Here is a 19051-nt window from a genome sequence, read left to right as displayed (position 1 = left end):
TGTTGAAGACAGTATCCAGGGTAACGGATTCAATTAAAAGTATTAAATGAGAATCTGATAATTGTGCTGGCCGTCGTACAAACGACCTCGCGTGACCTAAGGCAACTTTATTTTCATAGTAGGCATTATCCCTGTAAACCGGAGAGACTGCCTTATGGCTCAGGATTACCACCACGGGGTGCGCGTTGTTGAAGTCAACGAAGGCACCCGATCTATTACCACGGTGAGCACCGCCATCGTGGGCATGGTCTGCACGGGCGATGATGCCGATGCAAAAATGTTTCCTCTTAATAAACCCGTGCTGATCACTGATGTGCTGACTGCCAGCGGTAAAGCGGGTGAGTCCGGCACACTGGCCCGCTCGCTGGATGCCATCGCTGACCAGGCAAAACCCGTGACCGTTGTTGTGCGTGTGCCGCAGGGTGAAACGGAAGAAGAAACCACGACCAATATCATCGGCGCAGTGACTGCTGAAGGTAAAAAAACAGGCATGAAAGCCCTGTTATCTGCCCAGACACAGCTCGGCGTTAAACCGCGCATTCTCGGCGTGCCAGGTCACGATAACAAAGCCGTTGCTACTGAGTTGCTGAGTGTGGCGCAAAGCCTGCGTGGGTTTGCCTACCTGTCAGCGTATGGCTGCAAGACGGTACAGGAGGCGATCACTTACCGTGAAAATTTCAGCCAGCGCGAAGGAATGCTGATCTGGCCTGACTTTACTGGCTGGGACACGGTGCTGAATGCCGAAGCAACGGCATATGCCACCGCCCGTGCGCTTGGTCTGCGTGCCAAAATTGATGAGCAGACCGGGTGGCACAAAAGCCTGTCCAACGTGGGCGTGAACGGTGTCACCGGAATTTCTGCAGATGTGTTCTGGGATCTGCAGGACCCGGCAACCGATGCAGGTCTGCTGAACCAGAACGACGTCACCACGCTTGTGCGTAAAGACGGTTTCCGCTTCTGGGGTTCTCGCTGCCTGAGTGATGACCCGCTCTTTGCCTTCGAAAACTACACCCGCACGGCGCAGGTGCTGACGGACACAATGGCAGAAGCGCACATGTGGGCAGTGGACAAACCGCTGAACCCGTCGCTGGCGCGCGACATTATCGAGGGCATCCGCGCCAAAATGCGCAGCCTGGTCAGTCAGGGGTATCTCATTGGTGGTGATTGCTGGCTGGACGAGTCGGTGAACGACAAAGACACGCTGAAAGCCGGAAAACTCACAATCGACTACGACTACACGCCAGTGCCGCCACTTGAAAACCTGATGTTGCGTCAGCGCATCACCGATCAGTACCTGGTGAATTTCGCCAGCCAGGTTAGCGCGTAAGGGGACAACATGGCTTTACCACGCAAATTAAAACACCTGAACCTGTTTAACGATGGGAACAACTGGCAGGGGATCGTTGAGTCGCTGACGCTGCCGAAATTCACCCGCAAATATGAGAAGTATCGCGGCGGCGGAATGCCGGGTGCAGTGGATGTGGATCTGGGGCTTGATGACAGTGCGCTGGACACAGAATTTTCCATTGGTGGTACTGAACTGCTGCTGTTTAAACAGATGGGCAAAGCCACGGTGGATGGCATCCAGTTGCGCTTTACCGGCTCTATCCAGCGTGATGATACCGGGGAAGTACAGTCCGTGGAGCTTGTGGTGCGTGGACGTCACAAAGAAGTGGACTCCGGCGAGTGGAAGACGGGCGAAAGCAACACCACCAAAGTGACCAGTACCAACAGCTACGCGAAGCTGACTATCAATGGTGAGGTGCTCTATGAAGTGGACCTTATCAACATGGTGGAAATTGTGGACGGTGTGGACCTGATGGAAGCGCACCGCAACGCCCTTGGCCTCTGATGTATCTGAACGGCGCGGAATGCCGCGCCAGAACCCAATTTACAGGACAGCAAAATGAGCGATAAGCAGACTGAAAAGACCATTCAACTGGACACCCCCATCATGCGCGGTAAAACAGAAATTACCGAAATTGTGCTGCGTAAACCGCAGTCCGGTGCGCTGCGCGGTACACGCCTGCAGGCCATTATGGATATGGATGTGAACGCGATGATGACCGTGATCCCCCGCATTTCCAGTCCGGCACTGACTGCACAGGAAATTGCAGAGATGGACCCAGCAGACCTCACTGCCATGTCGGTTGAGGTTGTCACTTTTTTGTTGAAGAAGTCGGTGCTTGCCGGTTTACCGACAGCCTGACGGTTGACGATCTGGTGGCAGATATCGCCACCATTTTTCACTGGCCGCCATCCGTTACTGACGTTATGCCGCTGACCGAAGTGCTGGAATGGCGGTATAAAGCGATTCAGAGAAGCGGGGCCAACGATGAGTGATAATAACCTGCGCCTGCAGGTCATTCTTAATGCGGTTGACAAACTCACCCGCCCATTCCGTGCTGCACAGGCCAGTTCGAAAGAGCTGGCTGGCGCAATCAGAAACTCCCGTGACGCATTAAAGCAACTCAATCAGGCGGGTAACAGCCTGGAAAAATTTCGCAAGCTGCAGGCCGATAACAAAAAGTTAGGCGACAGGCTGAACTATGCCAGACAGAAGGCAAATTTGCTTAGTTCTGAGCTGGAAGCGATGGAACAACCATCACAACGGCACCTTGTGGCTTTAGGTCGGCAAACGCTGGCAGTCCAACGCCTGGAAGAACAACAAAAATATTTGCAGAAGCAAACGGCGCTTGTGCGTGCAGAACTGTACCGGGCGGGAATTTCTGCGAAAGACGATGCGGGAGCAACCGCCCGTTTAGCCCGTGAAACATCACGTTATAACCAGGAACTTTCGAAACAGGAGGCGCGGCTGAAGCGATTGGGGGAAGCTCAGCGCAGGATGAATGCAGCGCGTGCCAGTTATGCCCGTTCGCTGGAGGTGCGTGATCGTATTGCAGGTGCCGGAGCCACCACCACGGCTGCAGGACTAGCAATGGGCGCACCAGTGATGGCGGCAGTAAAAAGCTATACCAGCATGGAAGATGCCATGAAAGGTGTGGCAAAGCAGGTCAATGGTCTGCGTGACGATAATGGCAACCGCACTGCACGTTTTTATGAAATGCAGGATGCCATCAAGGCTGCCAGCGAACAGTTGCCGATGGAAAACGGTGCGGTGGACTTCGCTGCACTGGTTGAAGGTGGTGCGCGCATGAACGTCGCAAACCCTGACGACAGCTGGGAAGACCAGAAACGTGACCTGCTGGCCTTCGCCAGTACGGCAGCAAAGGCGGCAACAGCCTTTGAGCTGCCAGCGGATGAACTGTCAGAAAGTCTGGGGAAAATCGCCCAGCTCTACAAAATACCTACCCGCAATATTGAACAGCTCGGCGATGCGCTGAACTATCTGGATGATAACGCCATGTCGAAAGGGGCGGACATCATTGATGTGATGCAACGTCTGGGCGGTGTGGCTGACCGTCTGGATTATCGTAAAGCGGCGGCACTGGGTTCCACCTTTCTGACACTGGGCGCTGCGCCGGAGGTTGCAGCCAGTGCAGCAAACGCGATGGTGCGTGAATTGTCCATTGCCACCATGCAAAGCAAGAGTTTCTTTGAAGGGATGAATCTGCTGAAACTCAATCCTGAAGTGATTGAAAAGCAGATGACGAAGGATGCGATGGGAACTATCCAGCGTGTGCTGGAGAAGGTGAACGCACTGCCGCAGGACAAGCGTCTGTCTGCCATGACCATGTTGTTTGGTAAAGAGTTTGGTGATGACGCGGCGAAACTGGCAAACAACCTTCCGGAACTGCAGCGCCAGCTAAAACTGACAGCGGGCAATGATGCGCTCGGTTCCATGCAGAAAGAATCCGACATCAACAAAGACTCACTTTCTGCTCAGTGGTTGCTGGTCAAAACCGGAGCGCAGAACACCTTCAGCAGCCTGGGCGAAACGCTGCGCCAGCCGCTGATGGATATTCTGTACACGGTGAAAAGCATCACGGGGGCGTTGCGCCGCTGGGTGGAAGCTAACCCGGAACTGACAGGCACACTGATGAAAGTAGCGGCTGTTGTGGCTGCGGTTACCGTAGGCCTCGGCACCTTAGCGGTGGCGCTGGCTGCAGTGCTGGGGCCGCTGGCAGTGATCCGTCTGGGATTCTCTGTGCTGGGTATCAAAACGTTACCTTCCGTTACGGCAGCAGTAACTCGAACCAGCAACGCGTTGTCCTGCCTGGCTGGCGCACCACTGGCACTGCTGCGACGCGGGCTTGCTTCATCGAGGAGCAGTGCGGGTTTGCTTACTGCGCCGCTGTTGTCTTTGCGCCGCACGGCATCACTGACGGGGAATGCCCTGAAAACTGTGGCAGCTGCGCCGGTTGCACTTTTGCGGTCTGGATTATCCGGTTTACGTGCTGTTACTGTGATGTTTATGAATCCTCTGGCGGTACTGCGCGGTGGACTGGCTGCCGCAGGCGCGGTGCTTCGTGTGCTTGCATCCGGTCCGCTGGCGATGCTGCGCGTTGCCCTGTATGCCATATCTGGTCTGTTAGGTGCTCTGCTCAGTCCGATAGGTCTTGTGGTTACTGCTCTGGCGGGTGTGGCGCTGGTTGTCTGGAAATACTGGCAACCCATCACCGCATTTCTCGGTGGCGTGGTGGAAGGATTCAAAGCGGCGGCAGGTCCCGTCAGTGCCGCATTCGAACCGCTTAAGCCCGTGTTCCAGTGGGTTGGCGACAAAGTACAGGCGCTGTGGGGCTGGTTTACTGATCTGCTGACGCCCGTTAAGTCGACCTCTGCCGAACTGCAGAGTGCAGCGGCAATGGGGCGGCGATTCGGGGAGGCACTGGCGGAAGGGCTGAATATGGTCATGCATCCGCTGGACTCCCTGAAATCCGGCGTTTCCTGGTTGTTGGATAAACTCGGCATTGTCAGTAAAGAGGCCGCAAAGGCAAAACTGCCGGAAAGCGTGACGCGTCAGCAACCTGCGACGGTGAATGCAGACGGTAAAGTGATGATGACATCGGGTGGTTTTCCGTCATGGGGATATGGCTTTGCGGGGATGTATGACAGCGGCGGGTATATCCCGCGTGGGCAGTTTGGCATCGTCGGTGAAAATGGGCCGGAAATTGTTAACGGCCCGGCAAACGTGACCAGCCGGAGAAATACCGCTGCACTGGCTGCGGTTGTTGCCGGAATGATGGGCGTTGCTGCCGCGCCAGCAGAGCTTCCACCGTTGCATCCTTTGGCACTTCCCGCGAAAGGCGGTGAAGCGATGGTGAGTCGCGCAGCTACTGTGCCGCCCATTCAACGGATTGAGGCACCGACGCAGATCATCATCCAGACGCAGCCAGGACAAAGTGCGCAGGATATTGCGCGGGAGGTGGCACGCCAGCTTGATGAACGTGAACGCAGGCTGAAGGCAAAGGCCAGGAGTAACTACAGCGATCAGGGGGGATACGACGCATGATGATGGTGCTGGGATTGTACGTGTTTATGCTGCGCACCGTGCCGTATCAGGAGCTGCAGTATCAGCGCAGCTGGCGACATGCGGCTAACAGCCGGGTTAACCGACGCCCGTCAACGCAGTTTCTGGGACCGGATAACGACATGCTGACGCTTTCTGGCGTTCTTATGCCGGAGATAACAGGCGGCAGGCTGTCGTTGCTGGCACTGGAGCAGATGGCAGAACAGGGGAAAGCATGGCCTCTGATTGAAGGCAGCGGCACGATTTACGGCATGTATGTGATTGAGGGACTGAATCAGACTAAAACGGAGTTTTTCCGCGACGGTATGCCGCGCCGGGTTGAGTTCACCCTGTCGCTCAAACGGGTGGATGAATCCCTGTCCGATATGTTCGGTGATCTCAGTTCGCAGTTGAATAATCTGCAGGACACGGCAACATCTGCATTAAGCGATATCAGTAAAACGGTGGGAGGGCTGCTGTCGTGAATTTCAGCTCTGAACTGCTTAACAAAGGTAACAAAACTCCCGCATTCAGCATCAGTATTGAGGGCAGGGATATCACCACTGTGCTGGATAACCGCCTGATGAGTCTGACGCTGACGGACAATCGGGGCTTTGAAGCGGACCAGCTTGATCTGGAACTGGATGATGCCGACGGAAAAATCGTGCTGCCGCGCCGTGGTGCGGTCATTACGCTGGCGCTGGGCTGGAAGGGGCAGCCGCTTTTCCCAAAAGGGGCATTCACGGTGGATGAGATTGAACACACTGGCGCACCGGACCGCCTGACCATCCGGGCGCGAAGTGCTGATTTTCGGGAAACGCTGAATACCCGCCGTGAAAAATCGTGGCACAAGACCACGGTCGGGGAAGTGGTGAAGGAAATAGCTGCGCGTCACAAACTGAAGATGGCACTGGGTAAAGACCTGTCGGATAAAACCGTGGATCATATAGACCAGACTAATGAGAGTGACGGCAGTTTTCTGATGCGGCTGGCGCGCCAGTACGGTGCTATTGCGTCGGTGAAAAATAGCAATCTGTTATTCATCCGGCAGGGACAGGGTAAAAGTGCCAGCGGTAAACCACTGCCGGTGATCACTATCACACGCAAGGACGGCGACAGTCACCGCTTTACCCTGGCAGATCGCGGAGCCTATACGGGCGTAATTGCCAGCTGGTTGCATACCCGCGAACCCACCAAGAAAGAAAGCACTACAGTGAAGCGTAAGCGCAGGACTAAGAAGCAGAAGAAAGAGCCAGAAGCGAAGCAGGGCGATTACCTTGTGGGGACGGATGAAAATGTGCTGGTACTTAATCGCACTTATGCCACCCGGAGCAACGCCGAACGGGCCGCGAAAATGCAGTGGGAACGACTGCAACGCGGTGTTGCGTCATTCTCGCTACAACTGGCGGAAGGTCGGGCAGATCTCTACACGGAAATGCCTGTGAAAGTCAGTGGCTTTAAACAGCCGATAGATGATGCGGAATGGACCATTACCACCCTGACGCATACAGTCAGCCCGGATAACGGTTTTACGACCAGTCTGGAGCTTGAAGTGAAGATTGATGATTTCGAAATGGAATGATTCTTCGCAATGGAGAACTTTTAGGTTTTCAAAATGGAATAATGCGGTATCGTTATTGTGAATTTAGCAAAAATGGGGAGAACTCGAAAAATGATGATTTGCCCACTGTGTGGAAGTGCCGCCCATACTCGCAGCAGTTTTCAGGTATCTTCATTGACCAAAGAGCGTTACAACCAGTGCCAGAACATTAACTGCAGCCATACTTTTGTTACCCATGAAACTTTTGTTCGTTCGATTGCAATGCCAAAAGAGTCAAATCCGGTTCAGCCGCATCCAATGAAATCAGGACAGGTGGCGCTCTCTCTTTGACGCTGCCGCCAATTTGTCGCCATCATTAAAAAACAGTGCTTCTAACATCATGATTTTAAAGAGCATAAATTTTAGGCAACAAAAAACCCATCAACCTTGAACCAAAATGGCGGGGTTGATGGGCTCCACAAAATGGGGACATCAAAGAAAAGCAGTGGCACTAATTAAGACTGATGCCCCAAAGAAAAGTTCGCCGATTGTACAAAAAAATTTCATTTTCAGGGCAACTTCAGTTTTATCCGAGTCCTGGCCATACCATGACAATGATTGTCCCGGCCAGCGTTAGCAGTACGTTAGCTATTGCATAAGTGCCCGCATAACCTAAGGCTGGGATGTTACTGCGTGCGGTGTCGCTGATGATCTCCATTGCCGGAGCACAAGTACGCGCGCCCATCATCGCGCCGAACAGGAGTGCGCGGTTCATACGCAGTACATAAGCGCCGAACAGGAAGCAGATAACCACCGGCACCAGACTGACAATCAATCCGGCAATTAACATCTGACCACCGATCGCGCCCAGGCCGTTATTAATGCCGCTACCGGCGCTTAAACCAACGCCTGCCATAAACACCATCAAGCCGAACTCTTTCACCATGCTTAACGCCCCCTGCGGAATGTAACCGAAGGTCGGGTGGTTAGCGCGCATAAAGCCCAACATAATGCCGGCGAATAACAAGCCAGCAGCGTTACCCATGCCAAAGCTAAATGTACTGAACTGGAAGGTAATCATCCCGATCATCAGGCCAATAACAAAGAACGCGCAGAATGCCAGCAGGTCTGTGACCTGGCTGTGAATCGAGATAAAGCCGATGCGGTCAGCAATGGTTTTCACGCGACGGGCATCGCCGCTCACCTGTAAAACATCACCTTTATTAAGCACAACGTTGTCATCAATTGGCATCTCAATCTGGCTGCGGATGACGCGGTTAAGGAAGCAACCGTGATCGGTCAACTTTAGTTGTGCCAGACGTTTACCTACCGCGTTATGGTTTTTGACGACGACCTCTTCAGTGACGATACGCATGTCGAGAAGGTCACGATCAAAAACTTCTTTACCGTTACGGAAGCTGGGATCGAGGCGGGCGTGGGCGTCTGGATATCCCACTAACGCTATCTCATCGCCCATTTGCAGTACGGCGTCGCCATCTGGATTTGCCAGAATCCCGTTACGACGAATACGTTCAATGTAGCAACCGGTTTGACGATAAATACCCAATTCACGCAGATTTTTGCCGTCGGTCCAGGCCACCAGCTCCGGGCCGACACGGTAGGCGCGGATCACCGGCAAATAAACTTTGCGGCTGGCATCGGTGTCCAGGCCACGTTCGCGAGCGATTTGTTGGGCGCTGGTCTGTAAATCCTGATGTTGCAACTTCGGTAAATAACGTGCACCGACAATTAAACTCACCAGGCCAATTAAATAAGTTAACGCATACCCAAGGCTTAGATTATCCAGTGCTGTGGAGAGCTGTCCGCTTTCCATACCGGAATGGCGTAATGTGTCGCCAGCACCGACCAGAACCGGTGTCGATGTCATGGAGCCAGCCAACATACCGGCCGTCAGACCGATATCCCAGCCAAACAGCTTACCCAACCCTAAGGCGATCGCCAGCGCACTGCTAACCATCACCAGAGCTAACATTAGGTAATTTTTCCCATCGCGGAAAAAAATGGAAAAAAAGTTGGGTCCGGCTTCGACCCCGACGCAGAAAATAAACAACATAAAGCCAAGATTAAGCGCGTCGGTGTTAATGCTGAAATGTTGTTGCCCTAATAGTAACGATACGACTAAAACGCCAATGGAATTACCCAGTTGGATTGAACCAAGTCGTAATTTTCCTAGACATAGTCCAAGCGCAAGGACTACAAATAATAACAGAATGTAATTCCCATTTAACAATTCGGCGACGTTTATATTCACGGAGACTAACTTCTTGTTTACGAGTAAGCTGTTGAAAGAAATGGTAATTTAAGATAATGTTTTTACCTGAAATCAGGGCGCGAATTCATTCAGCGCACTTAAGCAATAGTAAAGAAACAATATATTTTACTAGTGTAATCACATTAAGTACCAACGGCTATAAAAATTGCGTTGGCCTATATTAGCATGGAATGCGAAGCGGCTTTATCTTACTGAACGCCATAGTGGCGAAAATGTGTTCGATAGAGGCAGTGTCAGGAGGAGCGAGTGAAACATAAACAACGTTGGGCGGGGGCAATCTGCTGTTTTGTCCTCTTCATTGTAGTGTGCCTGTTCCTGGCGACGCAAATGAAAGGCGCTTTTCGGGCTGCCGGGCATCCTGAAATCGGCTTGCTGTTTTTCATTCTTCCTGGGGCGGTTGCCAGCTTTTTTTCGCAGCGTAGAGAAGTCCTTAAACCGCTGTTTGGCGCAATGCTGGCGGCACCGTGTTCTATGTTAATTATGCGTCTGTTTTTTTCACCAACACGCTCATTCTGGCAAGAGCTGGCATGGTTATTGAGCGCCGTCTTCTGGTGTGCGTTGGGGGCGTTGTGTTTCTTGTTTATTAGTAGTTTGTTCAAGTCACAGCACAGAAAAAATCAATAAAGCCCTCAAACAGAGAGGGCTTATCCGGCAATCAGGCTTCAAGATTCTCTTTCACCCAGGCAGCAAAATCGGTATAGCCGCCGATGTGTTGCTGATCGACAAAAATCTGCGGTACGGTTTCTACTGGTTTACCCGCTTTCTGTTGTAAATCTTCTTTGCTAATCCCTTCTGCACGAATATCAACATACTGATATTCAAAGTCATCGCGTTCATTACTCAGTTTGTCTGCCAACTCTTTAGCACGCACGCAGTAAGGGCAACCCGGACGACCAAAAATAACGGTTTGCATTGTTTCTCTCCTCATCTGTTTATGTCCGCCATGATTACGCCAAAATTTACTCGCTGAAAGTAGGTTTAACCTGTTGCATTGATTGCTTAAAGCTATAACTGTTAAGCACAACGCAACGAAAGGTTTTAAAATAGCAATTCACTTTGCAGAGGGAAGCTTATGCGCGCGATCGGTAAATTACCTAAAAGCGTGTTGATACTGGAATTCATCGGCATGATGTTACTGGTGACGGCGCTGCTGTCGTTAAGCCATTACCTTTCGCTTCCGGTGCCGTTTTCGACGCCAGAGATACAAATTCTGATGATTTTTCTCGGTGTTTTGCTCATGCTTCCCGCTGCGGTGGTGGTTATTCTTCAGGTGGCAAAACGGCTTGCCCCACAACTGATGAACCGTCCACTGGAATCTTCACGTTCAGAAAGAGAAAAAGATAATGACGCCAACCATTGAACTTATTTGTGGCCATCGCTCCATTCGCCATTTCACTGATGACCCCATTTCTGAGGCGCAGCGTGAGGCGATTATCAACAGCGCCCGAGCGACTTCCAGTTCTAGTTTTTTGCAATGCAGTAGCATTATTCGCATTACCGATAGAACGCTGCGTGAAGAACTGGTAACGCTGACCGGGGGGCAAAAACATGTGGCGCAAGCGGCGGAGTTCTGGGTGTTCTGTGCCGACTTTAACCGTCATTTACAGATCTGTCCGGATGCACAACTTGGCCTGGCGGAACAACTGTTGCTCGGTGTCGTTGATACGGCGATGATGGCGCAAAATGCGTTAACTGCAGCGGAATCTCTGGGATTGGGCGGAGTATATATTGGTGGCCTACGCAATAATATCGAAGCGGTGACGGAACTGCTGAAGTTACCGAAGCATGTTTTGCCGCTATTTGGTCTGTGTCTTGGCTGGCCTGCGGATAAACCGGATCTCAAACCGCGTTTACCCGCCTCTATTGTGGTGCATGAAAACAGCTATCAACCGCTGGATAAAGACGCTCTGGCGCAGTATGACGAGCAACTGGCGGAATATTATCTCACCCGTGGCAGCAATAATCGTCGGGATACCTGGAGCGACCATATTCGTCGGACGATTATCAAAGAAAGCCGTCCTTTTATTCTCGATTATTTGCATAAACAAGGTTGGGCGACGCGCTAAAACCGTAACGCCGATGTATTATACGCGGGCTTTTGACCAGGTCTGACAGAGAGGTGCAGGGTGAAAATTGCCATATTGTCCCGGGATGGAACGCTCTATTCGTGTAAGCGGTTGCGTGAAGCCGCCATACAGCGCGGTCACCTGGTTGAAATTCTCGATCCGCTTTCTTGCTATATGAACATTAATCCTGCGGCGTCTTCTATTCATTATAAAGGCCGCAAGCTACCCCATTTTGACGCGGTGATCCCGCGCATTGGCACCGCCATTACCTTTTATGGGACGGCGGCGTTACGCCAGTTCGAAATGCTGGGGAGCTATCCGTTGAATGAATCGGTCGCGATTGCCCGTGCGCGTGACAAATTGCGTTCCATGCAACTGTTAGCGCGACAGGGCATTGACCTGCCTGTAACAGGCATGGCGCATTCGCCGGATGATACCAGCGACTTAATCGAGATGGTCGGTGGTGCACCGCTGGTGGTCAAGTTGGTCGAAGGCACGCAGGGGATTGGAGTGGTGCTGGCGGAGACGCGTCAGGCAGCAGAAAGCGTAATCGACGCTTTTCGCGGTCTTAATGCGCATATTCTGGTGCAGGAATATATAAAAGAAGCAAAAGGCCGTGATATTCGTTGTCTGGTCGTTGGCGATGAAGTGGTCGCGGCAATTGAACGGCAGGCGAAGGAGGGCGATTTTCGTTCCAATTTGCATCGCGGTGGTGCGGCAAGCATTGCCAGTATTACGCCGCAGGAGCGTGAAATCGCCATAAAAGCCGCACGAACGATGGCACTGGATGTTGCTGGTGTGGATATTCTGCGTGCAAATCGCGGACCGTTAGTGATGGAGGTGAATGCGTCGCCCGGTCTGGAAGGGATAGAGAAAACCACCGGTATCGACATCGCGGGTAAAATGATCCGCTGGATTGAGCGCCACGCCACGGCAGAATATTGCTTAAAAACCGGTGGTTAGTCGCAATAACGTGACTGATCATGGTTTTGCCTGCGCTTTTTGCGTAAGCTGTGCCAGTCTTTTTATCGGAAGAGGTTGTACAAAATTATGACATCGCTGGTCGTTCCTGGTCTGGATACGTTGCGTCAATGGCTCGATGACCTGGGGATGAGTTTTTTTGAATGTGATAACTGTCAGGCGCTACATCTGCCGCATATGCAGAATTTTGACGGTGTCTTTGATGCCAAAATCGACCTGATTGATAACACGATCCTGTTTTCTGCCATGGCGGAAGTCAGACCTTCAGCCGTGTTGCCGCTGGCGGCGGATTTGTCGGCCATCAATGCCAGTTCGCTGACTGTGAAAGCATTTCTTGATATGCAGGATGATAATCTGCCAAAGCTGGTGGTTTGCCAGTCTTTATCCGTTATGCAGGGCGTAACCTATGAACAATTTGCATGGTTCGTACGCCAGAGTGAAGAGCAGATTTCGATGGTCATCCTTGAAGCCAATGCCCATCAACTGCTGTTGCCGACTGACGATGAAGGGCAAAATAACGTTACCGAAAACTATTTCCTTCACTGATAATTCTTTTTGAGCACGCAGTCGCTGCCGCAGTGACTGCGCATTATAATATTTCCTGCTAAATTTAACCTTCCATTAAAGGTTTTTTCACTTGCCTTATGCCGAATTTGCTTTATCACATAGAGCAAATGCGCATAAAAATTTGTTAAATACTGTTTTTTAATTACAGCTATAGTTTCAAACCCTGGCTAAAGTTATTCTTGCAAGGCTTTTATATAGCGAGCAATGCTGGCCGGGAGAGAGTTCTCTTTTCTTGCGCCGCGCCGATAAAAAATATGCACGTTTATTGCATATCTTTCAGTGTGACAACTTTTGTTCGTTTGTTAACGAACTTTCAGAAGGAAAGAGATATGACCGCCTTAAATAAAAAATGGCTATCGGGTCTGGTTGCAGGTGCTCTGATGGCCGTCTCTGTCGGCACGCTCGCGGCTGAACAAAAAACACTCCACATCTATAACTGGTCTGATTATATCGCCCCGGATACAGTGGCAAATTTTGAAAAAGAGACGGGTATAAAAGTCGTCTACGATGTTTTCGATTCCAACGAAGTATTGGAAGGCAAGTTAATGGCGGGGAGCACCGGCTTTGATCTTGTCGTTCCATCAGCCAGTTTTCTTGAACGCCAGCTGACTGCTGGTGTATTCCAGCCGTTGGATAAAAGCAAATTGCCAGAATGGAAGAATCTCGATCCAGAACTGCTGAAGCTGGTGGCAAAACACGATCCCGACAATAAATTTGCCATGCCGTATATGTGGGCGACCACCGGAATTGGCTACAACGTCGATAAAGTCAAAGCGGTACTGGGCGAAAACGCGCCCGTCGATAGCTGGGACTTGATCCTCAAACCTGAAAATCTGGAAAAACTGAAAAGCTGCGGAGTCTCGTTCCTCGATGCGCCGGAAGAAGTGTTTGCCACCGTGCTGAATTATCTCGGCAAAGATCCCAACAGCACCAAAGCGGATGATTACACTGGCCCGGCAACCGATCTGCTGTTAAAGCTGCGTCCAAATATTCGTTATTTCCATTCATCTCAATACATTAACGATCTGGCAAACGGCGATATTTGCGTCGCTATTGGCTGGGCGGGCGATGTGTGGCAGGCGTCTAACCGCGCGAAAGAAGCGAAAAACGGTGTGAATGTCTCTTTCTCGATTCCGAAAGAAGGGGCGATGGCATTCTTTGATGTATTCGCCATGCCTGCGGATGCCAAAAATAAAGACGAAGCGTATCAGTTCCTGAATTACCTGCTGCGTCCGGATGTGGTCGCGCATATCTCCGACCATGTGTTCTATGCTAACGCCAATAAAGCAGCCACGCCGCTGGTGAGTGCGGAAGTCCGTGATAACCCAGGAATTTACCCGCCTGCGGACGTTCGCGCCAAAATGTTCACACTACAAGTGCAGGATCCAAAAATCGATCGAGTGCGCACTCGCGCCTGGACCAAAGTGAAGAGCGGAAAATAATCTGCTGTTGTAGATGCCGGACGGGTGCACCACACCCGCCGGCAATTCGCACCATCATGGTGCGCTTGCACACATTCAATGCCGGAGAGCAGCCGTGAATGACGCTATCCCTCGCCCGCAGGCGAAAAGTCGTAAGTCGCTGACACCACTATTAGAAATCCGTAATTTGACCAAATCCTACGATGGTCAACATGCGGTCGATGATGTCAGTCTGACCATTTATAAAGGCGAAATCTTTGCACTGCTGGGCGCATCCGGCTGTGGTAAATCCACGCTGCTACGTATGCTGGCAGGTTTTGAACAACCTTCTGCCGGGCAGATTATGCTTGATGGCGTCGACCTGTCACGGGTTCCTCCTTATCTACGCCCCATCAATATGATGTTTCAGTCTTACGCGTTGTTTCCCCATATGACCGTGGAACAGAACATCGCCTTTGGCCTGAAGCAGGACAAATTGCCAAAAGCGGAAATTGCCAGCCGGGTCAACGAGATGCTCGGACTGGTACATATGCAGGAGTTCGCCAAACGCAAACCGCACCAGCTTTCCGGTGGCCAACGCCAGCGTGTGGCCCTGGCCCGAAGCCTTGCCAAGCGCCCAAAACTATTACTGCTCGACGAACCGATGGGCGCGCTGGATAAAAAATTGCGTGACCGGATGCAGCTTGAAGTGGTGGATATTCTGGAGCGTGTCGGCGTGACCTGCGTAATGGTGACTCACGATCAGGAAGAGGCGATGACCATGGCGGGGCGTATCGCCATTATGAATCGCGGGAAATTTGTTCAGATTGGCGAGCCGGAAGAGATTTACGAGCATCCGACAACCCGCTACAGCGCCGAGTTTATTGGTTCAGTCAACGTCTTTGAAGGGCTACTAAAAGAGCGTCAGGAAGACGGCCTGTTGCTCGATTCACCGGGGCTGGTCCATCCACTGAAAGTCGATCCGCTGGCGTCAGTGGTTGATAACGTGCCGGTACATGTGGCGCTGCGACCGGAAAAAATCATGCTTTGCGAGGAGCCGCCCGCCAATGGTTGTAACTTCGCGGTGGGGGAGGTGATACACATTGCCTATCTCGGCGATCTTTCGGTGTATCACGTTCGACTGAAAAGCGGGCAGATGATTAGCGCCCAGCTACAAAACGCGCATCGTCACCGCAAAGGGCTACCGACCTGGGGTGATGAAGTTCGTTTATGTTGGGAAGTGGACAGTTGTGTGGTGCTGACGGTTTAAGGAGCAAAGATGAGTACACTTGAACCTCCTGTCCAGCCGGGCGGGTTAAAACAGTGGCTTACGCAGTGGCAGATGAAGCACGGGCGCAAACTGGTGATTGCCCTGCCGTATATCTGGTTAATTTTGCTATTCCTGCTGCCATTTCTGATTGTCTTTAAAATAAGTCTTGCAGAGATGGCGCGAGCTATTCCGCCTTATACCGAACTGATGGAGTGGGCCGACGGGCAACTGTCAATCACCCTCAATCTTGGTAATTTCCTGCAACTTACCGACGATCCGCTCTATTTCGATGCTTATCTCCAGTCGTTACAGGTGGCAGCGATTTCGACCATCTGCTGCTTATTGCTTGGCTACCCGCTGGCGTGGGCGGTGGCGCACAGTAAACCCTCGACCCGCAATATCTTATTGCTGCTGGTGATCCTGCCGTCGTGGACCTCGTTTCTGATCCGCGTTTATGCCTGGATGGGAATATTAAAAAACAATGGCGTGCTGAATAACTTCCTGCTGTGGCTGGGCGTTATCGATCAACCACTGACCATTCTGCATACCAACCTGGCGGTCTATATTGGCATTGTTTACGCCTATGTGCCGTTTATGGTGCTGCCAATCTACACCGCGTTGATGCGTATTGATTATTCGCTGGTGGAAGCGGCACTGGATCTCGGTGCACGACCGCTGAAAACGTTCTTTACCGTGATCGTGCCACTCACCAAAGGCGGAATTATTGCCGGATCGATGTTGGTCTTTATTCCTGCGGTTGGCGAGTTTGTGATCCCGGAACTGCTCGGCGGTCCGGATAGCATCATGATTGGCCGCGTGCTGTGGCAGGAGTTCTTCAATAACCGTGACTGGCCTGTCGCCTCGGCAGTGGCGATTATCATGTTGTTGCTGCTAATCGTGCCTATTATGTGGTTCCACAAGTATCAGCAAAAAAGTGTGGGAGAACACGGATGAATAATTTACCGGTCGTTCGTTCGCCCTGGCGGATTGTGATTTTGCTGCTGGGCTTCACCTTTCTTTATGCGCCAATGCTGATGCTGGTTATCTATTCATTTAACAGCTCGAAGCTGGTGACGGTGTGGGCGGGCTGGTCAACGCGTTGGTACGGTGAGTTATTGCGCGATGACGCAATGATGAGTGCGGTTGGTTTAAGCCTGACAATTGCTGCCTGTGCGGCGACGGCGGCGGCGATCCTCGGGACTATTGCGGCGGTGGTGCTGGTGCGTTTTGGCAGGTTTCGCGGATCAAATGGTTTTGCCTTTATGATCACCGCGCCGCTGGTGATGCCAGATGTGATCACGGGCTTGTCGCTGTTGTTGTTGTTCGTCGCGCTTGCTCATGCCATTGGCTGGCCTGCGGATCGCGGTATGCTCACCATCTGGCTGGCGCATGTCACTTTCTGTACGGCTTATGTGGCAGTCGTTATTTCGTCGCGTCTGCGGGAACTGGATCGATCGATAGAAGAAGCGGCGATGGATCTCGGTGCGATGCCGCTGAAAGTGTTTTTCGTCATTACGCTACCGATGATTATGCCGGCGATCATTTCTGGCTGGTTACTGGCTTTTACTTTGTCGCTTGATGATCTGGTTATTGCCAGCTTTGTTTCCGGGCCGGGAGCCACCACGTTACCGATGCTGGTCTTCTCCAGCGTGCGGATGGGGGTGAATCCAGAAATTAACGCACTTGCAACGTTAATTCTCGGTGCGGTCGGAATTGTCGGATTTATCGCCTGGTATCTGATGGCTCGCGCAGAAAAGCAGCGGATACGCGATATCCAGCGTGCAAGACGTGGCTGAAGACACTAAAATTTGCCAACCTGGCTACATAATGCCGCGCATGTCGCGGCATTGTTTTCATGGAAGACGAATCGTTGGGATTTTTTAAGAAAACATCTTCATCACATGCTCGCCTGAATGTGCCTGCGCTGGTGCAGGTGGCGGCGCTCGCCATTATTATGATCCGTGGCCTCGACGTGTTGATGATTTTCAATACATTAGGCGTGCGCGGTATTGGCGAGTTCATTCATCGCAGCGTACAAACCTGGAGTTTAACGCTGGTCTTTTTAAGCAGTCTGGCGCTGGTTTTTATTGAGATCTGGTGTGCGTTTTCGCTGGTGAAAGGGCGTCGCTGGGCGCGCTGGCTGTATCTGCTGACACAAATCACGGCCGCCAGTTACTTGTGGGCGGCTTCGCTGGGTTATGGTTATCCGGAGTTGTTCAGCATTCCCGGTGAATCAAAACGTGAAATCTTCCATAGTCTGATGCTGCAGAAGCTGCCGGATATGCTCATCCTGATGCTGCTGTTCGTTCCCTCGACCAGTCGGCGGTTCTTCCAGTTGCAATAATGTGTATAATCGTCGCCCCTGATGATGTGAAGGTCAATGTATGCAGTGCGCACTTTACGACGCGGGTCGCTGTCGTTCCTGTCAGTGGATAACGCAGCCGATACCACAGCAACTCTCCGCTAAAACCGCCGATCTTAAGAATCTGCTGGCCGATTTTCCGGTTGAGGAATGGTGCGCGCCGGTGTCTGGCCCGAAACAAGGGTTTCGTAATAAAGCCAAAATGGTGGTGAGTGGCAGTGTTGAAAAACCACGGCTCGGAATGCTGCATCGCGACGGCACGCCGGAAGATCTTTGCGATTGCCCGCTTTATCCTGCCTCATTTGCGCCCGTTTTTGCGGTGCTAAAACCGTTTATCGCCCGTGCGGGGTTAACGCCCTACAACGTGGCGCGTAAGCGTGGCGAACTGAAATACATTCTGCTGACTGAAAGCCAGAGTGATGGCGGCATGATGCTGCGCTTTGTACTGCGTTCTGAAACCAAACTGGCACAACTGCGTAAGGCATTGCCGTGGTTACAGGCACAATTGCCGCAGCTGAAAGTCATTACCGTCAATATTCAGCCGGTACATATGGCGATTATGGAAGGGGAGACGGAGATCTACCTGACGGAACAACAGTCGCTGGCAGAGCGTTTTAACGATGTGCCGCTGTGGATCCGCCCGCAAAGTTTCTTCCAGACTAATCCGGCGGTCGCCAGCCAGCTGTATGCCACCGCGCGCGACTGGGTACGGCAGCTGCCGGTTAAACATATGTGGGATCTGTTCTGCGGCGTGGGGGGTTTTGGTTTACACTGCGCGACGGCTGACATGCAGTTAACCGGGATCGAAATTGCGCCAGAAGCCATTGCCTGTGCGAAGCAATCAGCCGCTGAACTGGGCTTAACGCGTCTGCAATTTCAGGCGCTGGACTCCACTCAGTTTGCCACCGCTCAGGGGGAGGTGCCGGAGTTGGTACTGGTTAACCCGCCGCGCCGCGGCATTGGTAAACCGCTGTGTGATTATCTCGCAACGATGGCACCACGTTTTATCATTTACTCCAGCTGTAACGCTCAAACGATGGCGAAAGATATTCGCGAACTGCCTGGTTATCGCATTGAGCGGGTACAGCTTTTTGATATGTTCCCGCACACCGCGCACTATGAAGTGCTGACGCTGCTGGTGAAGCAATAAAAAAGCCGCAGG

General features: G+C 52.0%; 21 protein-coding genes. 19 read left to right on the top strand and 2 right to left on the bottom strand.

What is annotated here, in order from left to right:
- The first annotated feature begins 154 nt into the window (after positions 1-154).
- From FEK43_RS07705 to FEK43_RS07670, 8 genes are all read left to right on the top strand, one after another.
- Positions 155-1327, top strand: a complete 1173-nt coding sequence (locus FEK43_RS07705; RefSeq protein ID WP_000046146.1) for a phage tail sheath protein — start codon at positions 155-157, stop codon at positions 1325-1327.
- A 9-nt stretch (positions 1328-1336) separates the two neighbouring features.
- Positions 1337-1852, top strand: coding sequence for a phage major tail tube protein (locus FEK43_RS07700; protein ID WP_001207661.1), 516 nt, complete (start codon positions 1337-1339; stop codon positions 1850-1852).
- Between the two features lie 54 nt (positions 1853-1906).
- Positions 1907-2209, top strand: a complete 303-nt coding sequence (locus tag FEK43_RS07695) for a phage tail assembly protein (protein WP_001281016.1) — start codon at positions 1907-1909, stop codon at positions 2207-2209.
- Between the two features lie 14 nt (positions 2210-2223).
- On the top strand, positions 2224-2343 hold the full coding sequence (locus FEK43_RS07690) for a GpE family phage tail protein (protein WP_000763311.1): 120 nt from the start codon (positions 2224-2226) through the stop codon (positions 2341-2343).
- A complete protein-coding gene (locus FEK43_RS07685) occupies positions 2336-5413 on the top strand; it encodes a phage tail tape measure protein (RefSeq protein ID WP_135406282.1) in 3078 nt (1025 codons plus the stop codon). The genes FEK43_RS07690 and FEK43_RS07685 overlap by 8 nt, the downstream gene beginning before the upstream one ends.
- On the top strand, positions 5410-5895 hold the full coding sequence (locus tag FEK43_RS07680; protein ID WP_047612750.1) for a phage tail protein: 486 nt from the start codon (positions 5410-5412) through the stop codon (positions 5893-5895). The genes FEK43_RS07685 and FEK43_RS07680 overlap by 4 nt, the downstream gene beginning before the upstream one ends.
- A complete protein-coding gene (locus tag FEK43_RS07675) occupies positions 5892-6992 on the top strand; it encodes a phage late control D family protein (protein WP_135406283.1) in 1101 nt (366 codons plus the stop codon). Before FEK43_RS07680 ends, FEK43_RS07675 begins: the two co-directional genes overlap by 4 nt.
- A 90-nt stretch (positions 6993-7082) precedes the next feature.
- Complete coding sequence (locus FEK43_RS07670; RefSeq protein ID WP_135406301.1) at positions 7083-7301, top strand: ogr/Delta-like zinc finger family protein; 219 nt, start codon at positions 7083-7085, stop codon at positions 7299-7301.
- Between the two features lie 235 nt (positions 7302-7536).
- Here the strand turns inward: FEK43_RS07670 and FEK43_RS07665 are convergent, their stop codons facing one another.
- Positions 7537-9222 carry an aspartate:alanine antiporter gene (locus FEK43_RS07665; protein WP_130205201.1) on the bottom strand — a complete coding sequence of 562 codons (1686 nt, stop codon included), beginning with the start codon at positions 9220-9222 and terminating at the stop codon, positions 7537-7539.
- A gap of 267 nt (positions 9223-9489) precedes the next feature.
- On the opposite strand from FEK43_RS07665, the gene FEK43_RS07660 reads away from it, so the two are divergent.
- Positions 9490-9867, top strand: a complete 378-nt coding sequence (locus tag FEK43_RS07660) for an inner membrane protein YbjM (protein WP_130205203.1) — start codon at positions 9490-9492, stop codon at positions 9865-9867.
- Positions 9868-9898: 31 nt separating this feature from the next.
- Here the strand turns inward: FEK43_RS07660 and FEK43_RS07655 are convergent, their stop codons facing one another.
- On the bottom strand, positions 9899-10156 hold the full coding sequence (locus FEK43_RS07655) for a GrxA family glutaredoxin (protein ID WP_130205205.1): 258 nt from the start codon (positions 10154-10156) through the stop codon (positions 9899-9901).
- Positions 10157-10315: 159 nt separating this feature from the next.
- On the opposite strand from FEK43_RS07655, the gene FEK43_RS07650 reads away from it, so the two are divergent.
- The 10 genes from FEK43_RS07650 to rlmC all read left to right on the top strand — a co-directional run bounded on the left by FEK43_RS07650 (position 10316) and on the right by rlmC (position 19039).
- Positions 10316-10603 carry a DUF1418 family protein gene (locus FEK43_RS07650; protein WP_130205207.1) on the top strand — a complete coding sequence of 96 codons (288 nt, stop codon included), beginning with the start codon at positions 10316-10318 and terminating at the stop codon, positions 10601-10603.
- Positions 10587-11309, top strand: a complete 723-nt coding sequence (gene nfsA / locus FEK43_RS07645; RefSeq protein ID WP_130205209.1) for a nitroreductase NfsA — start codon at positions 10587-10589, stop codon at positions 11307-11309. The genes FEK43_RS07650 and nfsA overlap by 17 nt, the downstream gene beginning before the upstream one ends.
- A 60-nt stretch (positions 11310-11369) precedes the next feature.
- A complete protein-coding gene (gene rimK, locus FEK43_RS07640; RefSeq protein WP_130205211.1) occupies positions 11370-12272 on the top strand; it encodes a 30S ribosomal protein S6--L-glutamate ligase in 903 nt (300 codons plus the stop codon).
- A gap of 87 nt (positions 12273-12359) precedes the next feature.
- A complete protein-coding gene (locus tag FEK43_RS07635; protein ID WP_000203025.1) occupies positions 12360-12836 on the top strand; it encodes a YbjN domain-containing protein in 477 nt (158 codons plus the stop codon).
- Positions 12837-13186: 350 nt separating this feature from the next.
- Positions 13187-14299: a spermidine/putrescine ABC transporter substrate-binding protein PotF gene (gene potF / locus FEK43_RS07630; protein ID WP_130205213.1), complete on the top strand. Its 1113-nt coding sequence runs from the start codon at positions 13187-13189 to the stop codon at positions 14297-14299.
- A 94-nt stretch (positions 14300-14393) separates the two neighbouring features.
- Positions 14394-15527: a putrescine ABC transporter ATP-binding subunit PotG gene (gene potG, locus FEK43_RS07625; RefSeq protein WP_130214734.1), complete on the top strand. Its 1134-nt coding sequence runs from the start codon at positions 14394-14396 to the stop codon at positions 15525-15527.
- A gap of 9 nt (positions 15528-15536) precedes the next feature.
- The gene (gene potH, locus FEK43_RS07620) at positions 15537-16481 is read left to right on the top strand and encodes a putrescine ABC transporter permease PotH (RefSeq protein WP_130205217.1); all 945 of its coding nucleotides are present in this window, start codon (positions 15537-15539) and stop codon (positions 16479-16481) included.
- Positions 16478-17323 carry a putrescine ABC transporter permease PotI gene (gene potI / locus FEK43_RS07615; protein ID WP_130258187.1) on the top strand — a complete coding sequence of 282 codons (846 nt, stop codon included), beginning with the start codon at positions 16478-16480 and terminating at the stop codon, positions 17321-17323. Before potH ends, potI begins: the two co-directional genes overlap by 4 nt.
- Before the next feature lie 59 nt (positions 17324-17382).
- Positions 17383-17871: a YbjO family protein gene (locus tag FEK43_RS07610; protein WP_135406284.1), complete on the top strand. Its 489-nt coding sequence runs from the start codon at positions 17383-17385 to the stop codon at positions 17869-17871.
- 40 nt (positions 17872-17911) lie between these two features.
- Positions 17912-19039: a 23S rRNA (uracil(747)-C(5))-methyltransferase RlmC gene (rlmC, locus tag FEK43_RS07605; RefSeq protein ID WP_135406285.1), complete on the top strand. Its 1128-nt coding sequence runs from the start codon at positions 17912-17914 to the stop codon at positions 19037-19039.
- Positions 19040-19051: the final 12 nt, after the last annotated feature.

The sequence above is a fragment of the Escherichia sp. E2562 genome (assembly GCF_005781075.1).
Taxonomy (GTDB): domain Bacteria; phylum Pseudomonadota; class Gammaproteobacteria; order Enterobacterales; family Enterobacteriaceae; genus Escherichia.
The sequence above is the reverse complement of the archived record's forward strand: the minus strand, read 5'-3'. Positions and strand labels throughout refer to the sequence as shown.

Bases quoted from the DNA above. Each gene is read 5' to 3' on its own strand.
- potI (WP_130258187.1), top strand. From the start codon at position 16,478: ATGAATAATTTACCGGTCGTTCGTTCGCCCTGGCGGATTGTGATTTTG.
- FEK43_RS07700 (WP_001207661.1), top strand. From the start codon at position 1,337: ATGGCTTTACCACGCAAATTAAAACACCTGAACCTGTTTAACGATGGG.
- FEK43_RS07650 (WP_130205207.1), top strand. From the start codon at position 10,316: ATGCGCGCGATCGGTAAATTACCTAAAAGCGTGTTGATACTGGAATTC.
- FEK43_RS07695 (WP_001281016.1), top strand. From the start codon at position 1,907: ATGAGCGATAAGCAGACTGAAAAGACCATTCAACTGGACACCCCCATC.
- FEK43_RS07655 (WP_130205205.1), bottom strand. From the start codon at position 10,156: ATGCAAACCGTTATTTTTGGTCGTCCGGGTTGCCCTTACTGCGTGCGT.
- nfsA (WP_130205209.1), top strand. From the start codon at position 10,587: ATGACGCCAACCATTGAACTTATTTGTGGCCATCGCTCCATTCGCCAT.
- potF (WP_130205213.1), top strand. From the start codon at position 13,187: ATGACCGCCTTAAATAAAAAATGGCTATCGGGTCTGGTTGCAGGTGCT.
- potH (WP_130205217.1), top strand. From the start codon at position 15,537: ATGAGTACACTTGAACCTCCTGTCCAGCCGGGCGGGTTAAAACAGTGG.
- FEK43_RS07635 (WP_000203025.1), top strand. From the start codon at position 12,360: ATGACATCGCTGGTCGTTCCTGGTCTGGATACGTTGCGTCAATGGCTC.
- FEK43_RS07610 (WP_135406284.1), top strand. From the start codon at position 17,383: ATGGAAGACGAATCGTTGGGATTTTTTAAGAAAACATCTTCATCACAT.
- FEK43_RS07670 (WP_135406301.1), top strand. From the start codon at position 7,083: ATGATGATTTGCCCACTGTGTGGAAGTGCCGCCCATACTCGCAGCAGT.
- FEK43_RS07705 (WP_000046146.1), top strand. From the start codon at position 155: ATGGCTCAGGATTACCACCACGGGGTGCGCGTTGTTGAAGTCAACGAA.
- FEK43_RS07685 (WP_135406282.1), top strand. From the start codon at position 2,336: ATGAGTGATAATAACCTGCGCCTGCAGGTCATTCTTAATGCGGTTGAC.
- rlmC (WP_135406285.1), top strand. From the start codon at position 17,912: ATGCAGTGCGCACTTTACGACGCGGGTCGCTGTCGTTCCTGTCAGTGG.
- FEK43_RS07680 (WP_047612750.1), top strand. From the start codon at position 5,410: ATGATGATGGTGCTGGGATTGTACGTGTTTATGCTGCGCACCGTGCCG.